The sequence below is a fragment of the Amycolatopsis sp. DSM 110486 genome, assembly GCF_019468465.1.
In the GTDB taxonomy this organism is placed as follows: domain Bacteria; phylum Actinomycetota; class Actinomycetes; order Mycobacteriales; family Pseudonocardiaceae; genus Amycolatopsis.
Genome location: NZ_CP080519.1, coordinates 8,900,448 through 8,917,053, shown reverse-complemented (window position 1 = coordinate 8,917,053; position 16,606 = coordinate 8,900,448). Strand labels below are relative to the sequence as shown.

Genomic DNA, 16,606 nt, shown 5'->3' with positions numbered 1-16,606 from the left:
TTATTCCGCGCCGAGGGTGACGCTGCCGAGCCCGCTGAGCGTCGCGGTCACGGTCGAACCGGCCCTCAACGGAACAGGTGCGGTGAGCCCGCCCGAGAGCACGACCCAGCCGGCCTCGAGACGTTTCCCGGCCAGGGCGAGCTGGTTGGCCATGAACGCGACGGCGGCGGCCGGGTGGCCCATCACCGCGGCGCCGGCCGCCGACTCGACGACCTGCCCGTCGACCTCGAGCACACAGCCCGTCAACGCGAGATCTCCGTGCGGCGCGACCAGGTCGTCGCCCAACGCGAAGGCCGCGGAGGACGCGTTGTCCGCGATCGCGTCGAGGTGGCGGAAGGAGAACCCCTCGTAGCGGCTGTCGATCACGTCGAGCGCGGCGCAGAGGTACCGCGTCGCGCCCAGGACGTCGGAGACCGTGACGTCGGGGCCTTCCAGCGCCTCGCCGAGCACGAACGCGATCTCCGGCTCGACGCGCGGGTGGATCAGGTCCTTCAGCGACAGGCGCGAGCCCGAGGCGCGGCTCATGCCGCTGGTGACCAGGCCGTAGAGCGGTTTGTCCACGCCCATCGCGAGCTGTTTGGCACGGCTGGTCAGGCCGAGCTTGCCGCCGACCAGGCGTTCGCCGCGGTCGAGCCGCAGGCGGACGAGCGTGTCCTGCACCTCGTAGGCGGTGCGGAGGTCGGCCAGGCCGTCGGTGGTCAGCGGCGCGACCGTCGCCTGCGTGGTGGCGGCGTCGTCGAGCCGGCCCGCCCAGATCCGTACGCCGGTCACGCGGCCACCTCCGCGGCGCGGGCGGCGCTGAAGGAGACGCCGACGTGGCCCAGGTGCTCGAAGTCCGCGCGCACGGTGTCACCGGGCTTGAGCTCGACCGCGCGCGTGCAGGTGCCGGGCATGATCACGTCGCCCGCCTTGAGCACCACGCCGTCGCCGGCCACGGTGTTGGCCAGCCACGCGACGGCCTGCGCCGGGTTCCCCAGGACCGCGCCGCTCGCACCCGTCTCGACGATCTCGCCGTTGCGCCGCAGCACCACGCCGATCAGCCGCGGGTCGAGCCCCGCGATCGGGGTGCGCTTGCCGCCGAGCACCACGCGCGCCGACGACGCGTTGTCCGCCACGGTGTCGACGATGCCGATCCGCCAGTCCTGGATGCGCGAGTCGATGATCTCCAGCGCCGGCATCACGAACGCGGTCGCGGCGAGCACGTCGGCCACGGTCACGCCGGGGCCCCGCAACGGGGAGTCGAGCACGAACGCCAGCTCGGGCTCCACTCGCGGGGCGATGAGCGAGCCGACGGGCAGCGGTTCTCCTTCCGGGTGGAACATCGACGCGAGCAGGTGGCCGAAGTCGGGCCGGTCCACACCGAACTGCGTTTGCATCACCCGGGCCGTGAGCCCGACCTTGTGCCCGCGCACGGAATCGCCGGCCTCGCAACGAAGCCGCACGCCCTCCAGCTGGATGCCATACGCGTCTTCGACGTTCGCGCCGGGGAACCTGCCGGTGATGGGGGCGACCGGAGCGGCCTTGCGCTCCGCCTCCCACAGCTCGCCGGCGAGGTGCCGGACGTCCTCTTCACTGAGTGCCATGCAGGCAGCGTGCGGGCCGCCGAGCGCGAAAACACCCGGACGGTTCGGCCAATGGACCGGTTCTCCAGCAGCCGGCTCAGGTTCGGGGCCCGCCCAGTGGACCGATCCGTGGAGCGGTGTCGATCACCGCGGTTGGCTCGGCGGGCGAGAACCGTTTCTCCAGGGAGAGTGGGCAATGACGACCAGTGAATCCCTTTTCATCGGCGGCGAATGGGCTGCTTCGGCCGGTACGGAGACGATCTCCGTCTGGTCGGCCGGCACCGGAAAACCGCTCGGCACCACGGTGTCCGCGAACCGCACCGACGTGGACCGGGCGGTGGCCGCCGCGCGCGGCGCGTTCGACGATCCGGCCGGCTGGGCCACGTGGCCGGTCTCGGAGCGCGCCGACGCGCTCGACCGGTTCGCCGCGGCCCTCGACCGGCGCGGTGCCGAGACAGCTCGGACGGTGAGCGAGCAGAACGGCATGCCCATCGCCGTCTCCGGGCAGATCGAAGCGCAATTCCCCTCCGCAATGCTGCGCTACTTCGCGGGACTCGTGCGCACGCAGCCGGAGCAGACCAGCAACCCGGGGATGTTCGGCGGCACCACGCACGTCCGGCGCGAACCCGCCGGTGTGGTCGCCGCGGTCGCGCCGTGGAACTTCCCGCAGGCGCTGGCCGCGCAGAAGTACGCGCCCGCGCTCGCCGCCGGGTGCACGGTGATCCTCAAGCCGTCGCCGCAGACCGTGCTCGACACCCGGGCCGTCGCGGAAGCGGCGATCGAGGCCGGGTTGCCGCCGGGTGTGCTCAACGTCGTGCCCGCCGAAGCAGACGCCAGTTCCTACCTCGTGGGCCACCCCGGCGTGGACCTGGTGGCGTTCACCGGGTCCACCGCGATCGGGCGGCGGATCTCCGAGATCTGCGGCACGCTGATCCGCCCGGTGATCCTCGAGCTGGGCGGGCGATCGGCGGCCGTGGTGCTCGACGACGCCGACCTCGACCTGGCGCGGGTGGGCGAGGCACTGTTCGGCGCGATGCTCGTCAACAACGGGCAGACGTGTTTCCTCTCCACCCGCGTTCTCGCGCCGCGCAGCCGCTACACCGAAGTCGTGGACACCCTGGCCGCGTTCGCCGGCTCGCTGACCGTGGGCGACGCGCTCGACCCCGCCACGCAGATCGGCCCGCTGGTGTCGCAGCGCCACCGGCAGACGGTCGAGGACGCGATCGCCCGCGGCCTCGAAGACGGCGCCCGCCTGGTCACGGGTGGCGCGCGGCCGCGCGGGCTGGACGACGGCTGGTTCCTGCAGCCGACCGTCCTCGCCGACGTGGACAACCGCTGGCCCGTCGCCCGCGAGGACATCTTCGGCCCCGTCCTCACGGTGACGCCGTACGACACGGACGACGAAGCCGTGGCGCTGGCCAACGACTCCGACTACGGCCTCGCCGGCACCGTCTGGACCGCCGACGTGGACCGCGGCCTCGCGCTCGCCGCCCGCGTGCGCACCGGATCCATCGGGATCAACGGGTACGTCCCGGACCTCGCCGCCCCCTTCGGCGGCGTGAAGCAAAGCGGCATCGGGCGCGAGCTCGGGCCGGACGGGCTCGCGAGCTACCAGCAGGCGAAGTCGATCTACCAGTTCTGACGCGCGTTGTGGTCCGGGTCACGGAATGCCGGACGATCTTCGGCGCTACAGAAGGGAGACACCAGTTCCGACCCGAGGGAGAGACATGACTGCTTCCACCGCGCCCGAGACGGCCGAGGCCCTGCCCGTGCCCGTGCTCGACGACTTCGACTTCGAGCTCACCGACGGCGCCTCGTGCCGCATCGACGACCCGGACTGCGAAGCCTGCCAGTGACGCACGGCCGGTGATCCGCGGGGCTCGCGGGTCACCGGCCCGGATCGCATCGCGTCGGTGACAATGGTCGCCGTCGTGTCCACCCCGAGCCGCGGAGTCGCCGTGCCCGAACTGCCCGAGGTCGAGTCGGCCCGATCGGTGATCGACCGGGCCGCGCTCGGCCGGTTGATCGTCGACGTCGACGACACCGATTCCTACGTGTGCCGGCCCCACGCGCCCGGGGAGATCCGCGAGGCGCTCCTCGGACGCCGGCTCGTGGCCGCGCACCGGCGGGGCAAATCGCTGTGGTGCGACACGGCCGACGACGGTCCCGCGCTCGGCGTGCACCTCGGGATGTCCGGCAAGATCGTGATCGCCGACGCCGACGGCACCGAGATCGACGGCGGCGACTACTGGGAAGGCCGCCGCGTGCAGGGCGACTACCGCTGGTCGCGCTTCGCCCTCACCTTCGACGACGGCGGCCTCATGATGCTCGTCGACCCGCGCCGCCTCGGCCGCATCACCCTCGACCCGCACATCGAGCTGCTCGGCCCCGACGCCGCCGCGGTCACGCCCGCCGAGTTCCGCACCGCGATCACCAAGGGCACCGCGCCCGTCAAGGCGCGCCTGCTCGACCAGCACGCCCTGGCCGGCATCGGCAACCTCCTCGCCGACGAGATCCTCTGGCGCGCCCGCGTGCACCCGGCCCACCGCGTCGACGAGCTCGACCGCCCGGCCGTCGACCGCCTCCTGCGCGCCACCCGCGGCTCCGTCACCGCCGCCCTCGACCACGGCGGCGTCCACACCCTCACCGTGATCCCCTACCGCAAACCCGGCGCCCAATGCCCGCGCGACCACGCGCCCATGGCCCGCGGCAAAGTCGGCGGGCGCACGAGCTGGTGGTGCAGCGCGGAGCAGCAGCTCCCTCACTGACGCCGGAACCACCGGCGAGGCGCCCTGGGGCGCAGCAGCTCGCGGCGCTCCTGGCTCGCGGACGGCGAGGTCGTGCGCCGGGTCGCCGGTGTGCGAGGACAGCCCGGCTGGAAGCCGTTCCGCCGAGGCCCCCCGGCTCCCTCACCGACGCCGCGAACCCGGCTTGCCAGGAACTCGGCAGAATGGACCCGTGGGTGTCCTTCTGGGGTTGTTGTCCGCGCTCAGCTACGGCGCTTCCGATTTCGTCGCCGGCGTGGGCGGGCGGCGCAGCGACCCGAACGCCGTCACGGTCCTCGCGCAGCCGTGGAGCCTGCTCGCGGCCCTGGTCGCCGTGCTGGTGATGGGCCCGCGCGCCCCGCACGCCGAGGAGCTCGCGTGGGGCGCGGTGAGCGGGCTCGGCACGGCTGTCGGCACGTTCGCGCTCTACCGGGGGCTGTCCACAGCCCGGATGAGCGTGGTCGCGCCTGTTTCCGCAGTGCTCGCGGCGGCGTTGCCCGCGCTGGTCGGGTTCGCGACGGGCGACCGGCTGGCGTGGCTGTCGTGGGTGGGGATCGCGCTGGTGCTGCCGGCCATCGCGCTCGTGTCGCAGCATCAGGGCGACGACGCGGAACGCCAGCGGTCCGGCGTCGTCGAGGGCGTGATCGCCGGCGCCGGGTTCGGGGTCCTGTTCATCGGCCTCGACCGCGCGGGCACGGGAGCGGGCAGCTGGCCGCTGGCCGCCGGCCAGTCCGTCGGCGTGCTCCTGCTGGTGATCGCCGCGATCTGGCTGCGGCCGACGTCGTGGTCGCGCGCGTGGTGGCCGGCGACCGCCGCCGGGATCCTCGGTGGCGCGGCCAACCTGCTGTTCGTCGCCGCCACCGGGGCGAGCCAGCTGGCCGTGGTCGCGGTCATCACGTCGCTCTACCCCGCCATCACGATCGTCCTCGCGCGCGGCCTGCTGCACGAACGCTGGAGCCGTCCCCAGATCACCGGCCTCGTCATCGCGGCGGCCGGGGTCACGGCCATCACGCTCGGCCAGCCGTGACCCCGCCCGGCATCAGGCCGGCTTGAAATACCCTTCGCGCACGTCCTGACTCGCGCGCGTACTCCGGCTGGTACTTCACCGACGCGTAAGCCGACGTCGCCTCGGCCTCGGCCGCGCGGGCGGCGAGCTGCGCGGTGTCGCCGAAGCCGAGGACCTGCCGTGCGAGCTCGGTCAGCGGACCGTCCACCTGGTACTCGGTGCGCTGTATCGTCAGCAGCCGCACGAGGTAGAGCGGGGCGCCGTTGAACTTCTCGAACATCTCGTGGCGCGCACCCCACTGCGTCAGGTAGCGCTCGCTGATCTGGCGGAAGATGCTCACGCGGTCGCGCGCGCTGATGGCCGGCCCGCGCAGCGCCTCCTCCACCTTCGGACCGAGGTACGGGTGGTCGAAATCGGCCTTCGTCGGCGCCATCACGACCCCGCGGCCGCAGAACTCGATCAGCTGGTTGACCACGTCGTGGATGTGCTCGAGGTAGTGGGCGCGGCCGAGGTCGACGTAGACGTTGTTCGGCTTGAACAGCCCACCGGCGGTGAGGAACCCCGTTTCCTCGGCGGCGATCACGAAGGCCTTGCAGGTCTCGCGGATCGGCGTCCGGGGTCGCGTTGGAGTCCCGGCAGACGAGCGAGAGTCCTTCGGAGTTCACCGGCACGAGCGCGTACACGGTCTGCTCGGGCGTCTGGCCCGGGCGCCACAGGTTGCCGATCAGCAGCTCGTTCACGAAGGCGAGCGAGGTGCCCATCGCCTTCCAGCCGCGCACGACGATGCCGTCGTCGCCCTGGGACACCACGCTCAGCATCGGCGTCTCCGCCAGCGCGTCGGCGCGGCCTCGGTCGACGTCCCGGAACTTGTCGGCCCCCGAGGCGATGTTCTGGAACCCGCGCCACACCGACGACGCCGGCCGCTGCTGGCTGCGTGAACGCGTCGCGGCGGCCGCGCAGGCGGTCCCGCGCGCCGCGTGAACCGCGCCGCCCGGTTTTACGCGGTGACCTGCGAACCCCTACCCTCGGTGTAGTACCGGCCACGCAAACCGAGGAGGCACCCGGATGTCGCAGCCCGCGGACCGATCGGCGCTCGACAGCCCACCGGGCGTCGACCCGAACCGGGCGAGCGTCGCGCGCGTGTACGACTACCTGCTGGGCGGCAACACGCACTACGAGGTGGACCGCAAGGTCGCCCGCGAGCTGGCGGAGAAGATGCCGGAGGTGCGCGACCTCGCCGTCGAGAACCGGGCGTTCCTCATCCGCGCGTGCACCTTCCTCGCGCGCAACGCCGGGATCGACCAGTACCTCGACTGCGGCTCGGGCCTGCCGACGGCCGAGAACGTGCACCAGGTCGTGCAGCGCGTCAACCCCGAGGCGAAGGTCGTGTACACCGACTTCGACCCGGTCGTCACCGCGCACGGACGCGCGCTGCTCGAAGAGAACGAGCGCACCCGTTACGTCGAGGGCGACATCTACCGGCCGGCCAGCATCCTCGACGACGAAGTGGTGCGCGGGCACCTGGACTGGACCAGGCCGATCGCGCTGCTGTTCGTCGCGACGCTGCACCATTGGAAAGGCGACCGCGGCCGCCCGGCCGAGGTCACGCAGGAGTTCATCGACCGGCTGCCGCCGGGTTCGTTCGTGGTGATCTCCCACATCCTCGACCCGCACGACGGCTCCGACGACGCGCAGGCCATGGAGCAGCTCATCGAGACCGTGCGCAGCGGCGCGCTCGGCGGCGCCACCATGCGCACCCGCGCGGAGATCCGCGAGCTGTTCCACGATCTTGAGCTCGTGCCGCAGGGCGCGGGCGCCGAGCCGGAGATCGTGCCGCTGGCGGCCTGGTGGCCGGCCGGTCCCCTGCTGTCCGGAATGAACGTGGCCCAGCGCCTCATCGTCGGCGGCATCGCGCGCAAGCCGTGATCCTCGCGACCGGCGCAAGCGGCAACGTCGGCTCGGCGCGATGAGCCCGGCCCAGACCGGGCACGAGCTCGCGATGCTCGCCGCCGCGCGAACCGTCGCGCGCTTTGTGGGCCGGCACCGCACGGTGTTCGGCTGAGCGTCCGTCCCTTCGGTCCGTATCTGCCTGCTGACCGTGGCAGTGGTGTCCAGGGGTTGCAACGATTTCGAACTGGGTCGAAAAGCCTTGTCGGCCAGTGCGTTCCCACCTGACGCTTGAGGACACCCGGGAATCCCCGGCCCGCTTCGGATGTGTCCCGACAGGAGACGCATGCAAAACACCCTTCTGCGCGCGATAGCGAGCCTCGCGCCGGCGGCGACGATCGCGGTGCCGGCAGCCGCGCCGGCCTCGGCGGTCACACCGACCCGCTTCGGCGGCTCCCAGAAGACGCCGACAACCCCGGGCAACCCTCGCCGACCGCGCCCCGGGCCGCCCGCGAACGCACTCCGCGGGCGGCCCGGGCCCGTGGCCTAACCTTTGCCCTGCACCGGAACCGGCGCCGCTCGTCGACGTCGAAGTCACCGGGGACCTGAGGAAAGGGGCAGCGGTGCGAAGAAGATCCTGGTTTCTGGCAACCGTCACACTCGCGGCGACGGTGGCGTTGACGGCCTGCACGCAGACCACCACCGGCCAAGCCCAGCCCAGCCCGGCGGGTGACGTCGGGCAGCTCGGCGGCTCGCCGGGCACCGGCTCCCCCGGCCCCTCCACGGGACCGTCCTACCCCTCCACCGACGGCGCCACCGCGACCATCGCCACCATGACCGTCACCCTCCCCGCCGGCACGCAGTACGCCGTCGAGTCGCGCGACCCCGGCTACGAGGGCTGCCTGCAGTCGGCCACCTTCGCGTGCGCGGGCAAGATCCTGGACCTGCGCCAGGCCGCCGACGGAGGCATGATCAACCTCCCCAGCTCGACGCGCGCGTTCGGCTGGTACCCCGGCACGGACGTCCCCACGTGCATCGGCCCGTCCGCCGACCCCGGCGTCGCCTCCGAAGCCACCGGCGGCGCGGTCCTGGAACACGGCTTCGCCCCGGTCGGCCCGAAGAAGGCCGAATACGCGCGCTTCCAGGAAACCTGCAAGGACCCGGCGCAGAACAACCAGGTCCGCATGTGGTGGCTGCCCACCAGCAAACTCCTCATCGTCGAACACGCCAGCACCCCCGCCCAGGACGCGGCTTTCGACGGGATGGTGGCTTCGGCCAAGTTCAGCTGACGCGTACGCCGCGGCCTGAGCAACAAGGCATGCGAGGTGGCGACGGCAATGGAACATCCCCGCAAGCCCGGAATCCGAAGGGCGCGGCTCCGACCACGTCTCAGGAAACGCCCGCCAACGTCGTGTCGAGAAACGCCTGCGTAGCCGCCGTGATCGGCCCGGACCGGTGTACCAGCCACTGCGGTAACCGTTCGGCCGGCGAGAAGCGCACCACCTCTGCGCCGGCGCGGCGGGCCAGGTCGGTCCAGCCGTCGGGCATGAGGCCGGCGCCGATGCCGCGCAGGACCATCGGGAGGACGACGCTGCGGTCGCCCACTTCGGCGGCGATGGAGACGTCCGGGACGGTCGCGGCGATGCGGTCGAACAGTGCGCGCACGGCCGTGGCGGGTTTGGTGACGACGAAGCGCATCCCCCGCAGGTCGGACCACTCGACCGGGTCGCTGACGCCGGAGCCCGGGGGCGCGACCAGCAGGAACTCCTCGTCGCGCAGGTGGTGGGCCACCAAGCCGGGGCCGGTCGGACGCTCCGCGCTGCCGCAGACGCCGGCCTCGCAGCGGCCCTGCAGGACCATCGCCACGACCTCCGCCGCCGACAGCGCCGAGGAGGTGCTCACCAGCACGCCCGGGTGACGTTCGCGCAGGTCGGCGATGATGCTGATCACCGGTTCCAGCGCGGAGGACGACGTGGCCGCCACGTCGACGCGCCCGGCGAGACCGTCACCGACGGCCCGGGCCGCGGCGCGCAGGGCGTCGAGGTCGCGGAGAACCAACCGCGCGCGGTCGGCCATGAACTCGCCCGCGCTGGAGAGCACGGCGTTGCGGCCGACGCGGTGGAACAGCGCCACACCGAGCTCGTGCTCCAGCTTGGCGATCGCGCGCGACAGCGACGGCTGGGCCACCCGCAGCGCCCGCGCCGCGTGGGTGAAGCCGCCGTGCTCGACGATCGCGACGAAGTACTCGAGCTGCCGACGTTCCATAGCACCAGGCTATCGCAACGGTGTCATACATGTCTTTGACGTACGCCGACGTACGCGCGACGATGCAGTGATGTTCCAGACCCGTCCCACGTTGCAGGGCACCTTCGGAATGGTGTCGTCCACCCACTGGCTCGCCTCGGCCGCCGCGATGGCCGTGCTCGAAGACGACGGCAACGCCTACGACGCCGCCGTCGCGGCCGCGTTCGTGCTCCACGTCGTCGAACCGCACCTCAACGGCCCCGGCGGCGAGGTGCCGATGATCGTCGCCCCGGCGGACGGCACGCCGAAGGTCCTCTGTGGACAGGGGGGCGCGCCGGCCGGCGCCACGATCGAGCACTACACCTCGCTCGGCCTCGACCTCGTACCCGGCACCGGCCCGCTCGCCGCCGCGGTGCCCGGCGCGGTCGACGCGTGGCTGCTGCTCCTGCACGACCACGGCACCAAGCCGCTGCGCGAGGTCCTCAAGTACGCGATCTCCTACGCCGAAAACGGCCACCCGGCCGTGGACCGCGTGGGCGCCACCGTGGAGACCGTCCGCGAGCTGTTCGAGACCGAGTGGACCACCTCCGCCGAGCTCTACCTCCCCGGCGGCCGCTCACCGAAGCCCGGCGAGCTCTTCAAGAACCCCGCTCTCGCGAACACCTGGCGCCGCCTCATCACCGAGGCCGAGGCCGCCGGCGCGAGCCGCGAGACGCAGATCGAAGCCGCCCGCAAGGTCTGGCGCGAGGGCTTCATCGCCGAAGCCATCGCCGAGTTCGCGGCGAAGCCCACCATGGACACGTCCGGCGAACGCCACGCCGGCACCCTGACCGGCGACGACCTCGCCGCCTTCCGCGCGACCTACGAGGACCCGGTCACGTTCACCTGGAACGGCTGGACCATCGCGAAAGCCGGCCTGTGGAGCCAGGGCCCGACGCTGCTGCAGCAGCTCGCACTCCTGCCGGACGCGGACGGCCTGGACTACGCCACGCCGGACTACTACCACACCCTCATCGAGGGCACGAAGCTCGCGATGGCCGACCGCGAAGCCTGGTACGGCGACAGCGCCGACGTCGACATCACCACGCTGCTTTCCCCCGCCTACAACGAAACCCGCCGCAAGCTGATCGGCGAACACGCGTCGCACGAGCTGCGCCCGGGCCGCCCCGACGGCCGGGAACCACGCCTGAGCAAGCACGCCCAGTACGTGGCGAGCGGCGGCGCCGTGGCCACGGCCGCCGGCGCGGGTGAGCCCACCGTCGCCAAGGACGGGGCGACGCGCGGCGACACCTGCCACCTCGACGTGGTCGACCGGTGGGGCAACATGATCGCCGCGACGCCGAGTGGCGGCTGGCTGCAGTCCAACCCGGTCATCCCGCGGCTCGGGTTCCCGCTCGGCACCCGGCTGCAGATGGCGTGGCTCGACCCCGGCCTGCCCAACTCGCTGGCCCCGGGCAAGCGCCCGCGCACCACGCTCACACCGTCGCTGGCATCGCGCGACGGCGTGCCCGTGATGGCTTTCGGCACCCCCGGCGGCGACCAGCAGGACCAGTGGAACGCGCATTTCTTCCTCGCCGTCGCATTGCGCGAAAAAGTGCGCAGCGGCCTCGACCTGCAGGGCGCGATCGACGCGCCCAACTGGCACACCGACAGTTTCCCCGGCTCGTTCTACCCGCGCGCGATGGTGGCCGGCAGCGTCACCGTGGAATCGCGGATCGGCGACGACGTCATCGCCGAACTGGAGCGCCGGGGCCACCTCGTGACCGTCGGAGAACCTTGGTCCGAAGGGAGGTTGTGCGCCGTCGCCCGCGACCCGGAGACCGGCGTTCTCTCGGCGGCGGCGAACCCCCGCGGAATGCAGGGGTATGCCGCCGGGCGATAATCACCGCACATCCCGCCGAAAAGCGGACCCGATTCCCGGGCCCGCTTTTCGGCATGCCCATTTTCGGCGAATAACGATTTAACACGCATTAACCAGCCGGAAATGGAGTGGGGGAAAAACCGACGTACGTTGTTCGCCATGTCTCCTCGGTCCCTGCTCCCCCTCCTGGCCGGGCTGGCGGTGCTGACACTCACGGCGTGCGTACCCGTGCAACACGCGAGCGCTCGCAGCGAGCACCGCGACGACTTCGGCACCCCCGTCGGCAACCGAACGGTCCAGCGCGGCGGCGACCTCGTCATGGGCCTGTCCAACGAGCCCGACAAACTCGACCCCACCACGTCCAGTTCGCTCTACACGCGCTACGTGATGACCACGATCTGCGAAAAGCTCTACGACATCGACGACACCAGCACCATCGTGCCGCAGCTGGCCACCGCGTTGCCGGTGGTCTCCCCCGACGGGCTCACCGTCACGATCCCCGTGCGCACCGGAATCGTCTTCGCCGACGGCACCCCGTTCGACGCCCCGGCCGTCGCGACGAGCCTGCGCCGGCACTTCGAGCTCAAAACCTCCCAGCGCAAAAGCGAAATGGGCCCGATCAGCCGCATCGACGCGCCCGACAAGAGCCACGTCGTGCTGCACTACAAGAAGCCCTTCGCCCCGATCACCGCGGCGCTCGCCGACCGCGCCGGCATGATCATGTCGCCCGCCGCACTCGCCAAAGAGGGCGACGACTTCGGCGAAAACCCCGTGTGCGTCGGCCCGTTCAAGTTCGTGAAACGCGTGCCGCAGACCGAGATCGACGTCGAGCGCGACCCGCTGTACTACGACGCCAAAGACGTCCACCTCGACACGATCACCTACCGGATCATGACCGACGCCAACATTCGCGCCGCGAACCTGCGCTCGGGGGACATCCAGGTCGCCGACACGATCTCGCCCCAGGACGTCGACGCACTCGCCCAGGACCCGGATCTCAAGGTGCTGCAATCCCCTTCCCTGGGCTACCAGAGCGTCACCTTCAACACCGGGAACGTCGACGGCGTCGGCAAACCCACGAAGCACATCGACAAACCCATCGCGAACGATCCCCGCATCCGCCTCGCGTTCTCCCTGGCCCTGGACCGGCAGACGCTCGTCGACACCGTCTTCAACAACTGGTTCGACCCCGCCTGCTCCCCCGTCGCCCCGAAGACGCCTTACTCGTCGGCCGCCAGCAACGCCTGCCCGCCGTTCGATCCGGCAAAATCACGGCAACTGCTCAAAGAGGCCGGCGTGCCCGTGCCGTTCCCGATCTCGTTGCAGGTGACCAACACCCAGGACCAGCTGCGATACGCCCAGGCCCTGCAGGCCAGCGTCGCCGAGGGCGGGTTCGCCGTGCAGATCGTGCCGGTCGAGTACTCCACCCTGCTGGACGTCCAGAAACGCGGCACCTTCGAGGCACTGATGCTCGGCTGGTCCGGCCGCATCGACCCGGACGCCAACACCGCGCGCTTCCTCTCCACCGGCTCGGGCGGAAACTACGGCGGCTTCAACTCATCCACATTGGACAACCTGCTGTCGGACGCCGCACGCAGCATCGACACGAAGCAGCGCGCCGCGCTCTACGGGCAGGCCGTGCAGCTGATCCAGCAGCAGAACCCGATCGTCTACACCTACCGGGTCCGCAACCTCACCGTGCATTCCACCCGCGTCACCGGCATCCAGGTGTACGCCGACGGGGTGGTCCGGCTCGGCAAGGCCGCGTTCACCGGCAGCCAGGAGGGCTGAGCCGTGGGACGTTACCTGCTCCACCGCCTGTGGCAGTCCGCCCTGACGCTGGTGCTCGCCTCGATCGTGGTCTTCATCGGCGTGCGCGCGCTGCCCGGTGACCCCGCCACGGCGATGGCCGGCGAGGAAGCCGACCCCGCCGCCATCGCGGCCGTGCGGGCGCAGCTCGGGCTCGACGACCCGTTGCCCGTGCAGTACTTCAAGTTCGTCGGCCACGCGCTCACCGGTGACTTCGGCAAGTCCGTGCGCACCGGCACGCCGGTGCGGGAGATGATCGGCGCGACCCTGCCGGTGACGGTGCAGCTCGCGGTGTTCGCGATGCTGGTCGCGGTCCTGATCGGCGTGCTCGCCGGCGTCGTCGCCGCGGTGTTCCGCGGTCGCTGGCCCGAGTGGGGCGCCAACGGCTTCTCGCTGTTCGCACTGTCGGTGCCGACGTTCTGGCTCGGCATCCTCGCCGTGCTCTACCTGTCCGTGCAGCTGCGGTGGTTCCCCGCGTCCGGCTACGTCTCGCCGTTCGACCAGCCGTTGCGCGGGATCTACTACCTCACGCTGCCCGCGGTGATCCTCGGCCTCACGCACGCGGCGGTGGTGCAGCGCCAGACCCGCTCGTCGATGGTCGAGACTCTCACCGCCGACTTCGTGCGCACCGCGCGGGCGAAGGGACTCGGGCGCGCCGCGGTGATCTTCCGCTACGGCCTGCGCAACAGCCTCATCGTGGTCACCACCATCGTCGGGCTCCAGCTCGGCGGGCTCATCGCGGGCGCCGTGGTCACCGAGCGCATCTTCAGCCTGCCGGGCATCGGCAAGCTGACGCTGGACTCGGTCTTCACCCGCGACTACCCGGTGATCCAGGCCGTGGTCCTCGTGATCACGGCGGCCTACATCGTGATCAACCTGCTGGTCGACTTCCTCTACACGGTCATCGACCCACGCCTGCGAGTCTCCGGGAGGACCCGATGACGATCGCCGCCGAAACCCCCGCGCCACTGGCCCGTGTCCACGGCCGCGTGACGCGCCGGCTCCTGCACAACCCGCTGGGCGTGATCGGCGGTGTGCTGCTGCTGATCGTCGTGATCGCCGGGGTGTTCGCGCCGCTGCTGGCGCCGTACGCGCCGACGGCGGTGCACTTCGAGACGCCGTTCCAGCAGCCGGGCACGGTCGGGTTCGCCCTCGGCACCGACGACCTCGGCCGCGACATCCTCTCCCGCGTCTTCTACGGCACGCGCGCGTCGCTGGAGGTCGGGGCCCTGTCGGTGCTGTTCGCCGTGGTCGTGGGCGTGCCGCTCGGGCTGCTGTCCGGGTACTGGCGGTGGCTCGACGCGCTGATCTCCCGGCTCGCGGACCTCATGCTGGCGTTCCCGTTCCTGATCGTCGCCGTCGGGCTCGCCGCGATCAACGGCGGCGGCCTCACCAACGCCGCGATCGCACTCGGCATCGCGCAGATCCCGACGATGACCCGCGTGGTGCGCGCCGACACGTTGCGGCTCAAGGAAACCGACTTCGTCCTCGCCGCGAACACGATGCACGCCGGGCCGTGGCGGATCCTCGGGCAGCACGTGCTGCCCAACGCCGCTTCGGCGATCATCGTGCAGGCCACGGTGATCATGCCGGTCGCGGTCATCGGCGAGGCAGTGCTGTCGTTCCTCGGCCTCGGCATCCAGCCGCCCGCGCCGAGCCTCGGGATCATGCTGTCGGACGCGCAGCAGTACCTGTTCCGCACCCCCTGGCCGGGCATCTTCCCCGGGATCGCGCTCGCCTTGATCTGCCTGGGGTTCAACCTGTTCGGCGACGCCCTGCGCGACGCGCTGGACCCGAAGAGCACGCGGTGAAGGGGACCACGATGACCGAACCGCTCCTGGAAGTCAGCGACCTCGAGGTGTCCTTCGGCCGCACCCCGGCCGTGCGGGGCGTGAGCCTCGAGGTGGCACCGGGCGAACGCGTGGCCGTCGTCGGGCAGTCCGGCTCCGGCAAGTCCACCACCGCCCACGCGGTCATCGGCCTGCTGCCCGGCGCCGGGCGCATCACCGGCGGCGCGATCCGGTGGCGCGGCGAGGACCTCACAAACGCCGGGGAGAAACGGCTGCGCCGCCTGCGCGGACGCGAGGTCGGGCTGGTGCCGCAGGACCCGATGTCCAACCTCAACCCCGTGGCGCGGGTGGGCCGGCAGGTCGCCGAAACCCTGGTGGCGCACCGGATGTGCTCGCGCCGGGAGGCGTGGGCTCGCGCGGTGGAACTGCTCGGCGAGGCCGGGATCCCCGAACCGGCGCGGCGGGCACGCCAGTACCCGCACGAGTTTTCGGGCGGGATGCGCCAGCGCGTGCTGATCGCGATCGGCCTGGCCTGCCGGCCCGACCTGCTCATCGCGGACGAGCCGACCTCCGCGCTCGACGTGACCGTGCAGCGGCAGATCCTCGACCACCTGGAGAAGCTCACGCAGGAACTGGGCACGGCGTTGCTGCTGGTCACGCACGACCTGGGGCTGGCGGCGGACCGGGCCGACCGGGTCGTGGTGATGTCCGAGGGCAAGATCGTCGAGACCGGCCCGGCGCGCCGGGTGCTGACCGAGCCGCGGGAAGGCTACACGCAGCGGCTGGTGGCGGCGGCTCCGTCGTTGACCGGCCCGATGCGCGAGGCCTCGGCGGCCGCTGACGTGGTGCTCGAGGTGTCGCACGTGGCGAAGGAATACCGCGTGCGCGGCGGCGGCGGTGCGCTGCGGGCCGTGGACGACGTGTCGTTCACCGTCGGGCACGGGCGGACCACGGCGATCGTCGGCGAGTCCGGTTCGGGCAAGACGACCACCGCGCACATGGTGCTCGGCCTCGTGCCCGCGACGTCCGGCACGATCCGCCTCGACGGCGCCGAGGTCGTCGGCCTGCGCGGCGCCCGGCTGCGAGCCGCCCGGCGGGCGATGCAGCCGGTGTTCCAGGACCCGTACGCGTCACTCGATCCGATGTGGACGGTCGAGCGGCTGATCACGGAGCCGCTGCGGACGTTCGGCGTCGGCGATCGCGCGTCGCGGCGCCGGCAGGTGGCGGAGCTGCTCGACCAGGTGGCGCTGCCCGCCGCGCTGGCCCAGCGTTATCCCCACGAGCTGTCCGGCGGCCAGCGCCAGCGCGTCGCCATCGCCCGCGCGCTGGCCGTACGTCCCCGGCTGGTCGTGTGCGACGAACCGGTGTCGGCGCTGGACGTGCTGGTGCAGGACCAGATCCTCGGCCTGCTGCGGAACCTGCAGGAGGAACTCGGGCTGAGCTACCTGTTCATCTCCCACGACCTCGCCGTGGTCCGGTCGCTGGCCCACGACGTGCTCGTGATGCAGGCCGGCCGTGTCGTCGAGCACGGGCCGGTCGGCGAGGTCCTGTCCTCGCCGGCCGATCCGTACACCCTGCAACTGCTCGATGCAGTGCCCGGGGCCGGCACGTTCACCTCGTGACGAGCCAGGGGGCCTCCGGCCTTGTCGAGCCGGAGGCCCCCTGGTTTCAACCGCAGAGTC

At 71.7% G+C, this 16,606-nt stretch carries 14 protein-coding genes and 1 pseudogene; 11 read left to right on the top strand and 4 right to left on the bottom strand.

Annotated elements, in window-relative coordinates; genetic code table 11:
* Together K1T34_RS43095 and K1T34_RS43090 are read right to left on the bottom strand one after the other, a co-directional pair.
* A complete protein-coding gene (locus K1T34_RS43095; RefSeq protein WP_220240392.1) occupies positions 1–771 on the bottom strand; it encodes a 2-keto-4-pentenoate hydratase in 771 nt (256 codons plus the stop codon).
* Complete coding sequence (locus K1T34_RS43090; RefSeq protein ID WP_220240391.1) at positions 768–1,583, bottom strand: 2-keto-4-pentenoate hydratase; 816 nt, start codon at positions 1,581–1,583, stop codon at positions 768–770. Before K1T34_RS43090 ends, K1T34_RS43095 begins: the two co-directional genes overlap by 4 nt.
* Positions 1,584–1,758: 175 nt before the next feature.
* Here K1T34_RS43090 and K1T34_RS43085 point away from each other — a divergent pair, with 175 nt between their 5' ends.
* The 4 genes from K1T34_RS43085 (at position 1,759) to K1T34_RS43075 (ending at position 5,354) form a co-directional block, all read left to right on the top strand.
* Positions 1,759–3,204 carry an aldehyde dehydrogenase gene (locus K1T34_RS43085; RefSeq protein ID WP_220240390.1) on the top strand — a complete coding sequence of 482 codons (1,446 nt, stop codon included), beginning with the start codon at positions 1,759–1,761 and terminating at the stop codon, positions 3,202–3,204.
* 85 nt (positions 3,205–3,289) lie between these two features.
* Positions 3,290–3,418, top strand: coding sequence for a hypothetical protein (locus K1T34_RS54095; RefSeq protein ID WP_255637995.1), 129 nt, complete (start codon positions 3,290–3,292; stop codon positions 3,416–3,418).
* Positions 3,419–3,493: 75 nt separating this feature from the next.
* Positions 3,494–4,330, top strand: a complete 837-nt coding sequence (locus K1T34_RS43080) for an Fpg/Nei family DNA glycosylase (RefSeq protein ID WP_255637994.1) — start codon at positions 3,494–3,496, stop codon at positions 4,328–4,330.
* A gap of 190 nt (positions 4,331–4,520) precedes the next feature.
* Entirely contained in the window at positions 4,521–5,354 is an 834-nt protein-coding gene (locus K1T34_RS43075; RefSeq protein ID WP_220240389.1) for a DMT family transporter, read from the top strand.
* Between the two features lie 12 nt (positions 5,355–5,366).
* Here the strand turns inward: K1T34_RS43075 and K1T34_RS43070 are convergent.
* Positions 5,367–6,187: pseudogene (locus tag K1T34_RS43070) on the bottom strand (4-hydroxyphenylacetate 3-hydroxylase C-terminal domain-containing protein); the annotation flags it as partial.
* 211 nt (positions 6,188–6,398) lie between these two features.
* Between K1T34_RS43070 and K1T34_RS43060 the strand changes: the two are divergent.
* Together K1T34_RS43060 and K1T34_RS43055 are read left to right on the top strand one after the other, a co-directional pair.
* The gene (locus tag K1T34_RS43060; RefSeq protein WP_220240387.1) at positions 6,399–7,259 is read left to right on the top strand and encodes an SAM-dependent methyltransferase; all 861 of its coding nucleotides are present in this window, start codon (positions 6,399–6,401) and stop codon (positions 7,257–7,259) included.
* A 584-nt stretch (positions 7,260–7,843) separates the two neighbouring features.
* Entirely contained in the window at positions 7,844–8,509 is a 666-nt protein-coding gene (locus K1T34_RS43055) for a hypothetical protein (protein ID WP_220240386.1), read from the top strand.
* Between the two features lie 100 nt (positions 8,510–8,609).
* Here K1T34_RS43055 and K1T34_RS43050 read toward each other — a convergent pair whose 3' ends face one another.
* Positions 8,610–9,485, bottom strand: a complete 876-nt coding sequence (locus K1T34_RS43050; RefSeq protein ID WP_220240385.1) for a LysR family transcriptional regulator — start codon at positions 9,483–9,485, stop codon at positions 8,610–8,612.
* 70 nt (positions 9,486–9,555) lie between these two features.
* Here K1T34_RS43050 and K1T34_RS43045 point away from each other — a divergent pair, with 70 nt between their 5' ends.
* The 5 genes from K1T34_RS43045 (at position 9,556) to K1T34_RS43025 (ending at position 16,546) form a co-directional block, all read left to right on the top strand.
* Entirely contained in the window at positions 9,556–11,346 is a 1,791-nt protein-coding gene (locus K1T34_RS43045) for a gamma-glutamyltransferase family protein (protein ID WP_220240384.1), read from the top strand.
* A gap of 138 nt (positions 11,347–11,484) precedes the next feature.
* Positions 11,485–13,116: an ABC transporter substrate-binding protein gene (locus K1T34_RS43040; RefSeq protein ID WP_220240383.1), complete on the top strand. Its 1,632-nt coding sequence runs from the start codon at positions 11,485–11,487 to the stop codon at positions 13,114–13,116.
* 3 nt (positions 13,117–13,119) lie between these two features.
* Entirely contained in the window at positions 13,120–14,076 is a 957-nt protein-coding gene (locus K1T34_RS43035; protein ID WP_220240382.1) for an ABC transporter permease, read from the top strand.
* Positions 14,073–14,945, top strand: a complete 873-nt coding sequence (locus tag K1T34_RS43030; protein WP_220240381.1) for an ABC transporter permease — start codon at positions 14,073–14,075, stop codon at positions 14,943–14,945. The genes K1T34_RS43035 and K1T34_RS43030 overlap by 4 nt, the downstream gene beginning before the upstream one ends.
* Positions 14,946–14,956: 11 nt before the next feature.
* A complete protein-coding gene (locus K1T34_RS43025) occupies positions 14,957–16,546 on the top strand; it encodes an ABC transporter ATP-binding protein (protein ID WP_220240380.1) in 1,590 nt (529 codons plus the stop codon).
* The last annotated feature ends 60 nt before the right edge of the window (positions 16,547–16,606 follow it).

Excerpts from the sequence above, each read along its gene's own strand:
- K1T34_RS43085 (WP_220240390.1), top strand. The coding sequence starts at position 1,759 with ATGACGACCAGTGAATCCCTTTTCATCGGCGGCGAATGGGCTGCTTCG.
- K1T34_RS43090 (WP_220240391.1), bottom strand. The coding sequence starts at position 1,583 with ATGGCACTCAGTGAAGAGGACGTCCGGCACCTCGCCGGCGAGCTGTGG.
- K1T34_RS54095 (WP_255637995.1), top strand. The coding sequence starts at position 3,290 with ATGACTGCTTCCACCGCGCCCGAGACGGCCGAGGCCCTGCCCGTGCCC.
- K1T34_RS43045 (WP_220240384.1), top strand. The coding sequence starts at position 9,556 with ATGTTCCAGACCCGTCCCACGTTGCAGGGCACCTTCGGAATGGTGTCG.
- K1T34_RS43025 (WP_220240380.1), top strand. The coding sequence starts at position 14,957 with ATGACCGAACCGCTCCTGGAAGTCAGCGACCTCGAGGTGTCCTTCGGC.
- K1T34_RS43060 (WP_220240387.1), top strand. The coding sequence starts at position 6,399 with ATGTCGCAGCCCGCGGACCGATCGGCGCTCGACAGCCCACCGGGCGTC.
- K1T34_RS43030 (WP_220240381.1), top strand. The coding sequence starts at position 14,073 with ATGACGATCGCCGCCGAAACCCCCGCGCCACTGGCCCGTGTCCACGGC.
- K1T34_RS43040 (WP_220240383.1), top strand. The coding sequence starts at position 11,485 with ATGTCTCCTCGGTCCCTGCTCCCCCTCCTGGCCGGGCTGGCGGTGCTG.
- K1T34_RS43050 (WP_220240385.1), bottom strand. The coding sequence starts at position 9,485 with ATGGAACGTCGGCAGCTCGAGTACTTCGTCGCGATCGTCGAGCACGGC.